A 12,717-nucleotide genomic window follows, 5' to 3' on the forward strand; every position below is an offset into this window, starting at 1 on the left:
TGATTTCATAACGTTGACAAATTGTCAGCGTTATACAAATAAAGCAACAGTTTTTCGATTCGAGGGGTGTCGCCATGCAGGATGACAGTAACAGCAAGTGGCAGTTCTGGGTCGATCGGGGTGGCACGTTCACGGACATTGTCGCCCGTTGTCCGAACGGCACCCTGAAAACGCACAAACTTTTGTCGGAAAACCCTGAACTCTACTCAGACGCAGCGGTTCACGGCATTCGTACATTGTTGGATGTGCCTGCCGATGCACCAATGCCAAAAGGCCGGATTGGGGCTATCAGGATGGGAACGACGGTTGCAACCAACGCGCTGTTGGAGCGCAAGGGTGAGCGGACGTTGCTATTGATCACCAAAGGGTTCGGAGATCTGCTTCGGATCGGGTATCAGAACCGCCCGGATCTGTTCGCGCTGGACATCAAGCTCCCCGACTTGCTCTACGATGACGTCTTTGAGGTTGAGGAACGTTTGGACACCGATGGCCGTGTTGTTCAACCGCTCGATCACGACGCGTGCCGCGCGGCATTGGAGCGCGCCTATGTCGATGGGTATCGATCCATCGCGGTTGCGTTGATGCACGGCTATCGCCACACGGCACATGAAATTGTGCTGGGCGACATGGCAAAAGACATCGGCTTTCCACAAGTCTCGCTCAGCCATGAGGCCAGCCCGCTGATCAAACTCGTCGCACGGGGCGATACCGCCGTTGTGGATGCTTACCTTTCTCCTATTCTGCGCCGATACGTGGATCGGGTCGCTGGTGCTTTGAATGCCCAGGACGATGGGTGCGATCGCCTTATGTTCATGCAGTCTAACGGTGGATTGACGGATGCCCGGATGTTTCAGGGCAAGGACGCGATCCTGTCGGGTCCGGCGGGTGGCGTGGTTGGAATGGTGCGCACCGCGGCTGATCTGGGGTTTGACAAGCTGATCGGCTTCGACATGGGTGGCACGTCTACAGATGTGTGCCACTTTGCTGGTGACTATGAACGCTCTTTCGAAACGGAAGTGGCGGGCGTCAGAATGCGGGCGCCCATGATGTCCATTCATACCGTTGCGGCAGGTGGTGGCTCGATTCTGTCGTATCGCGACGGGCGCATGCAAGTCGGCCCGGAAAGTGCGGGTGCCAATCCTGGTCCTGCGGCATATCGCCGGGGAGGGCCGCTGACAGTGACGGATTGCAATGTCCTGTTGGGCAAGTTGCAACCTGCGCAATTCCCGTCCGTCTTTGGCCCAAATGGGGATGAGCCGCTGGATTTGGAAACTGTGCGCCGGAAGTTTGACGCGCTTGCCCGCGAGATCGGCAACGGAAACACTGCCGAACAGATTGCGGAGGGCTTTCTGCGCATCGCGGTCGAGAACATGGCCAACGCCATCAAGAAAATCAGCGTGCAGCGTGGATACGATATTACAAAGTACACCATGAATTGCTTCGGCGGCGCAGGAGGGCAGCACGCCTGCCTTGTGGCGGACACGCTGGGCATGGAGCAGGTGTTTATCCACCCCTTTGCCGGGGTTTTGTCGGCCTTTGGCATGGGACTTGCAGATGTACGTGCCTTGAAGGAATACCAATTTGGTAAACCCGTAGAGGCGGAGACCGAGGCAAGAGCCGTGCTCGAGCGTATGGCGGATCTGGTCGTGGCCGAGGTCACATCCCAGGGTATTGGCGCCGAGAATATATCTGTCGTGATGATGGCCCACATCCGCACCGATGGCGCGCATCAGTTGTTGGAGGTGCCATTCGGTACACCTGCCGCCATGACTCAAGCCTTCGAGGCGGCGCATAGAACACGCTTTGGATTTGTACCGGACTACGATCATCTGATCGTAGAGCTGCTGACCGCCGAGGCCATCGGGTCTACGGGCGAAAATGTTGCTTTGCCCGACACGTGCGGCCAAACGAAACCTCACAAATCGGCGCGTATGTTTTCAAAGGGAAGCTGGCGGCATGTTTCGCTGGTTGATCGCGCCGCGCTTGGCCCCGGCGATTGGATCGACGGCCCGGCCATTCTGACAGAGCCTACTGGCACCAACATCGTCGAAGACGGTTGGCGGGCGGAATGCATGTCAGGTGGCAATCTGGTCATGCGCCGCGTCGTTCCGCTTGACCGAAAAGAAGCTGTTGGCACGGCTGTCGATCCGGTAATGCTTGAGGTGTTCAACAACCTCTATATGTCCATTGCCGAGCAGATGGGCGCGACCCTCGCCAACACTGCGTACTCGGTGAACATCAAGGAGCGGCTGGATTTCTCCTGCGCGATTTTCGATGCAGCGGGCGATCTGGTGGCAAACGCGCCGCATGTGCCGGTGCACCTTGGGTCCATGTCCGATGCTGTGCGTACAGTGCTGAGACAGAATGCGGGTCGTATCAGGCCCGGCAATGTCTACATGATGAACAACCCCTACAATGGCGGCACTCACCTGCCGGATGTCACGGTGATCACGCCAGTCTTTGATTATGCTGGCGAACGTATCCTCTACACCGTGGCCTCGCGCGGTCACCATGCGGACATTGGCGGTACAACTCCCGGATCAGCACCGCCCGACAGCACCCATGTGGAACACGAAGGGGTGTTGATCGATAACTTCCTGCTGGTGAAGGAAGGTGTGTTGCAGGAGCAGGCCGCACGCGCGCTTTTGTCGTCGGGCGCATACCCCTGTCGGAATGTCGATCAGAACATGGCCGATCTTGCCGCACAAATTGCAGCCAACGCGACCGGTGAGCGCGAATTGCGAAAGATGACACGGCAGTTCGGTCTGGAGGTTGTGCACGCCTATATGCGTCACGTTCAGGACAATGCCGAAGAGAGCGTGCGCCGCGTACTCGATGTGCTGCATGACTGCGACTTTTCGTATCCGCTGGACAGCGGCGCGCTGATCAAGGTGGCTATCACGGTGGACAAGGCGGCGAGAAAGGCAAAGCTCGATTTTACAGGCACGTCAGTGCAGGATCCGCTGAACTACAATGCGCCGCTGTCTATTTGCCGAGCCGTGGTGTTGTACGTCTTTCGCACACTCGTGGGCACGAGTATCCCGATGAACGAGGGGTGCCTGAAGCCCTTGGAACTCGTCGTGCCGGAGGGAACGATGATCAATCCGCGCGCACCCGCCGCTGTCATTTCCGGCAATACCGAGGTGTCGCAAGCCATCGCTGACGCGCTCTACGGAGCCTTGGGCGTGATTGCAGGCAGCCAAGGTACAATGAACAATTTCGTGTACGGCAATGACCGCGTGCAGAACTATGAAACCATCTGCGGCGGCACTGGTGCAGGAGACGGATTTGACGGTGCCAGTGCCGTTCACAGTCACATGACCAATACGCGCATGACCGACCCAGAGGTGCTGGAAACACGTTTTCCAATCCGTGTGGAGGAGTTTTCGATCCGTCGTGGGTCGGGCGGGGCAGGGGCCTTTGCCGGCGGCGATGGTATTGTACGCAAACTGCGCTTTCTGGAGGACATGACCGTGACAGTACTGACGTCGCACCGGGTGACTTGCCCACACGGTGCGAACGGTGGACTTTCGGGTCAAACGGGTGAGAACGCGGTTGAACGTGCCAATGGCAGTATCGAAATGCTCGAGGGCAACGATGCCGCCCACGTGCAGCCCGGCGATGTATTTGTTCTCAAAACGCCGGGCGGCGGCGGGTTTGGTGAGCCGCTCACTTGATCTGTCATGCTCCGGGCGGTCCGATCCGGTCTACCTGAACGCATAGGTGTCGCAGACAGCTTTTGTGCTGTGCGTCCGCTTCTTCTGTGTCCCTGGGCTCTTGCACGTACTGTTTTCGTCATGATCTATGAACCAGCACAAGTTACCGAGGCGCCCATGACACCGCATCGTTTTCCGCTGACCGTTTACTACGAAGACACCGACATGGCCGGGGTCGTCTACTATGCCAATTACCTGCGATATATTGAGCGTGCGCGGTCTGAAATCGTGGAACAATGCGGTCTGGACCAGGTCGCCATGCGGGCCGATGGGATTGTGTTTGTCGTGACGCGGGTAGAGGCGGATTACATCTCGCCTGCGCGGATGGCGGACCGGCTGGAGGTGGTGACGACCCACCGTGCCGCGAGCCCCGTACGCTGGACCTTTGATCAGGAGGTGCAGCGGGACGGGCAGGTGTTGTTCCGCGCCCATGTGGTCGCCGTGACCATGACAACGGCCGGGAAACCGGTGCGTTTGCCCGCGGAAATCCGCGCAATGAACACATAATGCCGGTGTTCTGACGCCGAAGTGATAGCTTTCCCCTGTCCTTTGCCTTAGTCTTTGCGCCAGACAAGAGCCGAACAAGCGGCCAAACAAAAGAGCAGGCAGTATGGAAGCAGAGACGCTCGCCCTGGCGCACGAGGTTGATTTCTCGATGTGGGGGCTTTTCTTGCGCGCGACCTTTACGGTGAAACTGGTGATGATCATGCTGATCGTTGCATCGTTCTGGGCGTGGGCCATCATCATTCAGAAATTGCTGGTCTACCGCCGCGCGCGGGCAGAGGCCGACCGGTTTGATCGCGCGTTCTGGTCGGGGGAGCCTTTGGATGGGCTGTTTGACCAGATCGGGCCGGAGCCGAATGGTCCGTCGGAAAAGGTGTTCGCCGCAGGCATGATCGAGTGGCAGCGGTCGCATCGTGAGGATGGCGGGCTGATCGCGGGGGCGACCAGTCGGATTGACCGATCCATGGACGTGGCCATCGCCAAGGAAGCCGAGCGGTTGCAGGGCGGGCTGACCGTGCTGGCCACCGTGGGCTCATCGGCGCCGTTCATTGGCCTGTTCGGCACCGTCATCGGCATCATGAACGCCTTTATCGAGATTGCCGAGCAGCAGAACACCAATCTGGCGGTTGTGGCACCCGGCATTGCCGAGGCGCTTCTGGCCACCGGTCTGGGCCTGCTCGCCGCTATTCCGGCGGTGATCTTCTACAACAAGCTGAGTGCGGACAGTGATCAGATCGTGGCGGGGTACGAGGCTTTCTCGGACGAGTTTGCCACGATCCTGAGCCGCCAGTTGGACGGCTGAGCCATGGGTGCGGGTGTCATTCAGAAGGACGGGGGCGGAGGCTCGCGGCGGCGCAAGCGCAGCCGGGCGCGCCCGATGTCCGAGATCAACGTCACGCCCTTTGTGGACGTGATGCTGGTGCTGCTCATCATCTTTATGGTGGCGGCCCCCCTGCTGACGGTGGGCGTGCCGGTGAACCTACCCGAGACGGCGGCCAATGCGCTGCCGACCGAGCAGGAGGAACCGTTGACCATCACCGTCACCGCGACGGGAGAGATCCAGATCCAGACCACCCCTGTAGCACGGGATGAGCTGATTGGCCGGTTGCGTGCCATTTCAGCCGAACGTGACGGGGATCAGGTGTTCCTGCGCGCTGATGGGGCGGTCCCCTACGAGCAGGTGATGCAGGTGATGGGTGCGCTCAACGCGGGCGGGTTTTCGAACATTGGCCTTGTGACCGACATTGGCGGGCCGACGCTGGACGGCGAGGAGGGGTAACCCCTTGAACACCGGGCAGGTCATATCGGGCATCGGGCATGCGGGCCTGATCGGCTGGATGCTGTTTGGCGGGTCGTTCCAGTCCGAGCCGTTGCCGTTCGAGGTGACGGAGGTGTCGGTGATCTCGTCCGATGCGTTCGAGGCGATGCTGCCGACCGGGCCGACGCCGGACACGGCAACCGACGTGGCCTTGCCCGTACAGCCTGATGTTCAGCCTGATCCGGTTGAGACGCCCGTGCCCGATGAGGCTGTCGAGGCGGAGCCGCCCGAGCCGACACCCGCGCCTGAGCCCGATCCTGTGCCCGAACCGCCTGCGCCGGAGCCGGAGCCGGAGGTTGCTGATGATGCGCCGGTGCAGCCTGCGCCGCAGGATCAGGCCGTTGTTGTACCGGATATCGCACAGCGCCCGGTGCCGCGTGCGGCCGAGCGTGTGGCGCCGGACCCCGTTGCCCCACCTGAGCCCGAGGCGACGCCGGATGATGTGCAGCAGGACGCTGTAACGGAGAGCGATACGGGCGAAACGCAGGCGGAAGAGCAGGAAGCCACCGCGCCCGAAGAGGCCACGACCGAGATCGTGACCGAGGCCGACGAGCCAGCAGGCGCGCCCACGACGTCCATTCGACCACCCGCGCGCCGGCCCAGTCCGCCTGTGCAGACAGCCGAACCTGCGCCCGAGCCGGAGACACCCGCGCCGGCGGCCGAACCGGCTGACACGAGCGATGACGTAAATGATGCCTTGCGCGAAGCGCTGGGTGGGGCCGAAGATAACGTGCCGCAAGGCCCGCCACTGTCGGCGGGAGAAAAGGATGCGCTGCGTGTGGCCGTATCGAACTGCTGGAATGTTGGATCGCTGTCGTCCGAGGCATTGCAGACCACGGTCGTGGTGACCGTGGACATGAGCCAGGACGGCAAACCCGTGATCCCGTCGATCACGCTGGCGTCGAGTTCAGGCGGCAGCCAGGCTGCCGCACAGCAAGCCTTTGAGGCGGCGCGCCGCGCGATCATTCGCTGCACGCGCGATGGTTATGATCTGCCTGCCGAGAAATATGGGCAGTGGAAAGAAATTGAGATGACGTTCAATCCCGAAAGGATGCGTATCAAATGATGGTTCGAGTGCTTTGTCTGATCCTGATGTGCCTGGCCCCTGCATGGGCCGCGGCACAGGATGGTCCCTTGCGGATCGAGATCACCGAAGGGGTGATTGAGCCCTTGCCCGTGGCCATTCCAGACCTCGTGCCGGAAGGAAGCGGAGCAGGTGACTGGGGCCAGCGCATTGCGCGTGTCGTGGCCGAAGATCTGACAGGCACGGGCCTCTTCCGGGAGATCCCGTCATCGGCCTTTATCAGCCAGGTCAGCGACTTTGCGGCCCCCGTGCAATATGCCGACTGGAAAGCCATCAACGCGCAGGCCTTGGTGGCGGGGGCTGTCAGCGTGAACGGCAACCAGATCAACGTGAAGTTCCGACTTTATGATGTGTTTTCGGGTGCGGAGCTTGGCGACGGCTTGCAGTTGGCAGGGACAACGGATGCCTGGCGTCGGATCGCGCACAAGATGGCCGATGTCGTTTATTCCCGGATAACCGGCGAGACCGGGTATTTCGACAGCCGGGTCGTTTTTGTCAGCGAAACCGGGCCAAAGGCCGAGCGGCGCAAACGATTGGCCATCATGGATTACGACGGGGCCAATGTGCAGTATCTGACGGGCTCTGAGTCCATTGTGCTTGCCCCGCGCTTTTCGTCCACGGGCGACCGAGTGCTGTACACCAGTTACGAGACGGGCTTTCCCCGCATCTATGTTCTGGACGTGGGCAGCGTGCAGCGCCGGGTGCTGGAAAGCCAGCCCGGCACGATGAGCTTTGCCCCCCGCTTTGCGCCAAATGGACAGACCGTTGTCTATTCGCTGACCCAAGGGGCGAACACGGACATCTGGTCGATGGACATCAATTCGGGCCAGTCGCAGCGCCTGACATCGACGCCCGCGATCGAGACGGCCCCCAGCTTTAGCCCGGACGGCAACCAGATGGTGTTTGAAAGCGACCGGTCAGGCACGCAGCAGCTTTATGTCATGCCCGCAGGCGGGGGTGAGGCGCGGCGGATTTCCTTTGGCGAGGGGCGTTATGGCACACCTGTGTGGTCGCCGCGCGGCGATCTGATCGCCTTTACCAAGCAGTCCAAGGGGCGCTTCCACATCGGCGTGATGCGCACCGATGGCTCGGAGGAGCGGTTGCTGACCGCCTCCTTCCTGGATGAAGGCCCGACCTGGGCCCCAAATGGCCGCGTGGTCATGTTCTCGCGCGAGACCCAAGGGGCTGCGGGCCGGTCGACGCTGTATTCGGTCGATATCACGGGCCGGAACCTGCGCCCGGTGCGCACGCCGGATGGCGGGTCGGACCCGTCCTGGGGGCCATTGCAGAATTGAAGGGATGCGTTTTCCTCTCGCTGAGGAACGTGATAGTCTGAACATAAGATGCCGCCAGAGCGGCGCGACAACCAGAGAGGCAGAGGCCATGAAACTGAAGACTTCGATGTTGATGCTGTGCGCGGCGCTGGGTGTGGCCGCGTGTACCAATCCGGCCAGCTTGGGCGGCGCAGGCACTGGAAACGACCCGCTTGCCAATGGCGCAAATGGCGGTGTGGTTCCGGGCAGCGCATCTGATCCCGCCTCGCCCGCGTATTTCCAGCAGGCCGTGGGCGACCGGGTGCTGTTTGCCGTCGATCAGTCCACACTGACCCCTGAGGGTCGTGCCACACTTGACGGTCAGGCCGTGTGGCTGTTGCAGAACGCCGATTATACTGCCGTGATCGAGGGTCACGCAGACGAGCAGGGCACGCGGGAATACAACCTGGCCCTGGGTGCGCGTCGCGCCGATGCGGCCCGTGCCTATTTGGTGAGCCAGGGTGTGCAACCGGGGCGCTTGCAGGTGGTCAGCTACGGCAAGGAGCGCCCGATCGAGGTGTGCAGCGAAGAAGCCTGCTATGCCAAGAACCGCCGGGCTGTTACGGTGCTGGCCGGTGGGCTGACCAGTTAAGCTGAAGTGACAAGGGGCATGTCAGTGGGGAAACGGTTTTTGACAGGCGCGCTTTTGGCGATTGCCATGGCCGCGCCAGCGGTGGCGCAGGACCAGACGCTGGCCGACATTCGGCAAGAGCTGATCGTGCTGAACACCGAAGTGCAGCGCCTGAAGCGGGAGCTGTCGACAACCGGCGGTACCGCGGGCGGTGTGACCGGTGGCGGCTCCGTGCTTGACCGTGTCGATGTCATTGAGCGCGAGTTGCGCCGTCTGACCGACAAGACCGAACAGCTTGAGTTCCGCATCAATTCTGTTGTCAGCGATGGCACGAACCGCGTCGGTGACCTGCAATTCCGCCTGTGCGAACTTGAGCCGGGCTGCGACATTGGCGCGCTGGGCGATACGCCGGTTCTGGGCGGAGGTGAGGCCCCTGTCACAGCCCCGGCGCCGTCCCAACCGGCGACAGATGCGCCACAGCTTGCAACCCAGGAGAAGGCCGACTTTGAGCGGGCGCAGGAGGCGCTCGCATCCGGTGACTTTCGGGCCGCCGCAGACCAGTTTGCGACCTTTAATGAGACCTACCCGGGCGGACCCCTCGCGGTAGAGGCCGAGGTGCGGCGCGGCGATGCGCTGGAAGGCTTGGGCGACGTGCGCGAGGGTGCGCGGGCTTTTCTGTCGGCCTTCACCCTGTCACCTGAGGGACCGATGGCAGCCGAAGCGCTCTACAAACTTGGGGCAGCGTTGGGACGTCTGGGCCAGACGCAGGAAGCCTGCGTGACACTGGCCGAGGTTGGTGTCCGTTTCCCCGGCGCACAGGTGATTGCGGACGCACAAGGTGCAATGCAGAACATCGGCTGTTCATAGCCCATGCTGGCCCCTCTGATCGCCGCAATCGAGGCGCAGATGGGTGCTGCGCCGCCCGGCAAACTGGGTGTTGCCGTGTCCGGAGGGGGCGACTCGGTGGCTCTGATGGCGGCACTTGTGCACTATTGCCGCGACAATGACGTTGAGTTGCACGTCATCACCGTAGACCATGGCCTGCGCGATGAGGCGAAAGAAGAGGTCGCTTTGGTGACGGACCTGTGTTCGCATTGGGATCTGCCACATCACGTGGAGTATTGGACCGGCTGGGACGGACAGGGAAACTTGCAGGCCGCGGCGCGAGATGCGCGATACGAACTGATTGGAGATTGGGCCAGCGCAAACCGGATCGGGACAGTCGCGCTGGGTCACACGGCGGATGACCAGGCCGAAACGTTTCTGATGCGGCTCGCCCGTGGTTCGGGCGTGGATGGGTTAAGCGCCATGGCCGCACGTCGCGTGCGGCATGGAATCACCTGGGTCCGCCCCTTTCTTGGAATTGAGCGTTCTGCCCTGCGCAACTACCTCCGCGCAGCATGTATCAATTGGTGCGAAGATCCAAGCAACACATCCCGCCAATTCGAGCGGGTACGCGTGCGCGACGCTTTGACCATTCTAGGCACTTTGGGCATCACGGCCGAGACCTTGGTTGGCGTGGCTGAACACATGGCCCGTACCCGAGAAGCCCTTGATTGGCAGACCTTTTTGGCGGCGCAGGATATGGCTCAGGTGATCCATGGCGTCATTGCGATCGACCTGGCAAAGTTCCGGCTGCTGCCGCAGGAAATTGCGCGTCGTTTGATGGTGCATACGCTCAGCTGGACGTCTCAGCATGTCTATCCCCCCCGCAAGGACCCGGTGGCGCGCGCCATTGCCGCCGTGCGCACGGGGCAAAGTGCAACGCTGGACGGGTGCCAGGTATGTGTTGAGAATGGCATGATCTGGGTTTTCCGTGAGCTGAACGCGGTAAAGGATATGGTGTGTGAAGTGGGCGATATGTGGGATGACCGCTGGTTGATCACCGGCCCCGAAGATGATCCCGATTTGGAAGTGCGTCCGCTGGGATATGAAGCGCTGGCGGGCATAGAAGGCTGGCGCGATATCGGCTTGCCTCGCGCGGCCCTCGCGGCATCCCCTGCCGTCTGGTACGGCGAAGAGCTGGTCGCAGCCCCCTTTGTCGGCTTTGACGACGAATGGACAGCAGAACTTGATGGCGGCAAGGACGCCTTTTTCGCCGCACTTTTATCTCATTGAACATGTGTGTGGCATAGCTATCTTAGAGGAAACGGTGTGCGCAAAGGTCGTGCGCCGGCAAAATCAGGAGATTTTCCTTGGGAAACGCACGTAATATCGCCTTCTGGGTTGTACTGTTTCTGCTGATCCTCGCGCTGTTCAACCTGTTTGGCGGGTCGGGCAACACGCTGCAAAGCCGCGAGATCACCTATTCCGAGTTTGTAAGCGCTGTTGAAGACGGCACCGTGACGTCCGCCACTTTGGACGGTGAGCAGGTGCGCTTCCGCCGCGGGTCCGAAGAGTTCGTGACCATCAAGCCCGAAGACGCGGCCGTGACCGATCTGCTGATCGCGAACGAAGTGCCTGTGCAGGTCGAGCCGCAACAGCAGTCTGGTTTCCAGACCTTTATCATTTCGTTGTTGCCCTTCCTGCTGCTGATCGGCGTCTGGGTCTACTTCATGAACCGGATGCAGGGTGGCGGCAAAGGTGGCGCCATGGGCTTTGGCAAGTCCAAGGCCAAGATGCTGACCGAAAAGCATGGCCGCGTGACCTTTGATGACGTGGCCGGTATTGACGAGGCCAAGGACGAGCTGGACGAGATCGTCGAGTTCCTGCGCAACCCGCAGAAGTTCAGCCGTCTGGGCGGTAAGATCCCCAAGGGCGCGCTGCTGGTGGGCCCTCCGGGTACCGGTAAGACGCTGCTGGCCCGTGCCGTGGCGGGTGAGGCGGGTGTGCCGTTCTTCACCATCTCCGGCTCCGACTTTGTCGAAATGTTTGTCGGTGTGGGTGCGTCCCGTGTCCGTGATATGTTCGAGCAGGCGAAGAAAAATGCGCCCTGCATCGTGTTCATCGACGAGATCGACGCCGTGGGTCGCCACCGTGGCGCAGGCTACGGCGGCGGCAATGACGAGCGCGAGCAGACCCTCAACCAGTTGCTGGTCGAGATGGACGGTTTTGAAGCCAACGAAGGTGTGATCATCATCGCGGCCACCAACCGTAAGGACGTGCTGGACCCCGCGCTGCTGCGTCCGGGCCGGTTTGACCGTCAGGTCACGGTGGGCAATCCCGACATCAAGGGCCGTGAGAAGATCCTGGGCGTGCATGCGCGCAAGACGCCGCTGGGTCCCGATGTCGATCTGCGCATCATTGCACGTGGTACTCCGGGCTTCTCCGGTGCTGATCTGGCGAACCTCGTGAACGAGGCTGCACTCATGGCTGCGCGTGTGGGTCGCCGGTTCGTCACCATGGTCGATTTCGAGAGCGCGAAGGACAAGGTCATGATGGGGCCGGAACGCCGCAGCATGGTCATGACGCCGGAGCAAAAGGAAATGACCGCCTATCACGAGGCTGGGCACGCACTTGTCGGGCATTTGCTGCCCAAATGCGATCCCGTCTACAAGGCGACGATCATTCCGCGCGGTGGTGCGCTTGGCATGGTGATGAGCCTGCCTGAGATGGACCGCCTGAACATGTTCAAGGACGAATGCCACCAACGTTTGGCCATGACGATGGCGGGAAAGGCGGCCGAGATCTTCAAATACGGTGAGGATCAGGTGTCGAACGGGCCTGCGGGGGATATCCAGCAAGCCTCTGCCCTGGCTCGTGCGATGGTGCTGCAATGGGGCATGTCGGACAAGGTCGGCAATATCGACTATTCCGAAGCCGCACAGGGCTATCAGGGGAATACGGCCGGTTTCTCCGTTTCTGCCAACACCAAGGAGTTGGTGGAGCAGGAAGTGCAGCGGTTCATCCAGGATGGCTATGAGCTGGCGCGCAAGATCATCGAGGAAAACCAGGAAGAGTTCGAGCGTCTGGCGCAGGGCCTTCTGGAGTACGAGACCCTGACCGGCGAAGAGATTGGCCGCGTGATGCGGGGCGAGCCGCCTCATGCGCCCGATGATGACGAAGGGGGCTCGGCTGTCGAAGACAAGAAGCCCAGCCTGACCGCCATTCCGAAGGCCAAGAAAAAGTCTGGTCCCTCGGGCGATGGCGGGATGGAACCGGAACCGACCTGACATTCCATTTGCTGAAATCAGCGTCACAAAAAGTCATTGGCCCCGCCCTGTGCGGGGCCTTTTAGTGCGCGATGCACGAATCTGGAAAAGGTCACGATC

The 12,717-nt window shown here is 61.2% G+C and carries 10 protein-coding genes; all 10 read left to right on the top strand.

Going from position 1 to position 12,717, the window contains the following annotated elements; translation table 11 throughout:
• Positions 1-74: 74 nt before the first annotated feature.
• Positions 75-3,677 carry a hydantoinase B/oxoprolinase family protein gene (locus KUV51_RS02385; RefSeq protein WP_222520015.1) on the top strand — a complete coding sequence of 1,201 codons (3,603 nt, stop codon included), beginning with the start codon at positions 75-77 and terminating at the stop codon, positions 3,675-3,677.
• A gap of 120 nt (positions 3,678-3,797) precedes the next feature.
• Positions 3,798-4,223 carry a YbgC/FadM family acyl-CoA thioesterase gene (locus KUV51_RS02390; protein WP_261385611.1) on the top strand — a complete coding sequence of 142 codons (426 nt, stop codon included), beginning with the start codon at positions 3,798-3,800 and terminating at the stop codon, positions 4,221-4,223.
• A 103-nt stretch (positions 4,224-4,326) separates the two neighbouring features.
• Complete coding sequence (gene tolQ, locus KUV51_RS02395) at positions 4,327-5,022, top strand: protein TolQ (protein WP_222520016.1); 696 nt, start codon at positions 4,327-4,329, stop codon at positions 5,020-5,022.
• Positions 5,023-5,025: 3 nt separating this feature from the next.
• The gene (gene tolR / locus KUV51_RS02400) at positions 5,026-5,499 is read left to right on the top strand and encodes a protein TolR (protein ID WP_222520017.1); all 474 of its coding nucleotides are present in this window, start codon (positions 5,026-5,028) and stop codon (positions 5,497-5,499) included.
• Between the two features lie 4 nt (positions 5,500-5,503).
• Positions 5,504-6,604 carry an energy transducer TonB gene (locus KUV51_RS02405; RefSeq protein ID WP_222520018.1) on the top strand — a complete coding sequence of 367 codons (1,101 nt, stop codon included), beginning with the start codon at positions 5,504-5,506 and terminating at the stop codon, positions 6,602-6,604.
• Positions 6,601-7,917 (top strand): Tol-Pal system beta propeller repeat protein TolB, encoded by a 1,317-nt coding sequence (gene tolB, locus KUV51_RS02410; protein WP_410001055.1) that lies wholly within the window; start codon positions 6,601-6,603, stop codon positions 7,915-7,917. The genes KUV51_RS02405 and tolB overlap by 4 nt, the downstream gene beginning before the upstream one ends.
• A gap of 88 nt (positions 7,918-8,005) precedes the next feature.
• Positions 8,006-8,527, top strand: a complete 522-nt coding sequence (gene pal, locus KUV51_RS02415) for a peptidoglycan-associated lipoprotein Pal (RefSeq protein WP_222520019.1) — start codon at positions 8,006-8,008, stop codon at positions 8,525-8,527.
• An 18-nt stretch (positions 8,528-8,545) separates the two neighbouring features.
• Entirely contained in the window at positions 8,546-9,373 is an 828-nt protein-coding gene (locus KUV51_RS02420) for a tetratricopeptide repeat protein (protein WP_222520020.1), read from the top strand.
• Between the two features lie 3 nt (positions 9,374-9,376).
• Positions 9,377-10,624 carry a tRNA lysidine(34) synthetase TilS gene (gene tilS, locus KUV51_RS02425; protein ID WP_222520021.1) on the top strand — a complete coding sequence of 416 codons (1,248 nt, stop codon included), beginning with the start codon at positions 9,377-9,379 and terminating at the stop codon, positions 10,622-10,624.
• 77 nt (positions 10,625-10,701) lie between these two features.
• On the top strand, positions 10,702-12,618 hold the full coding sequence (ftsH, locus tag KUV51_RS02430; protein ID WP_222520022.1) for an ATP-dependent zinc metalloprotease FtsH: 1,917 nt from the start codon (positions 10,702-10,704) through the stop codon (positions 12,616-12,618).
• Positions 12,619-12,717: the final 99 nt, after the last annotated feature.

It is taken from the genome of Tateyamaria omphalii, assembly GCF_019802125.1.
Lineage (GTDB): Bacteria > Pseudomonadota > Alphaproteobacteria > Rhodobacterales > Rhodobacteraceae > Tateyamaria > Tateyamaria omphalii_B.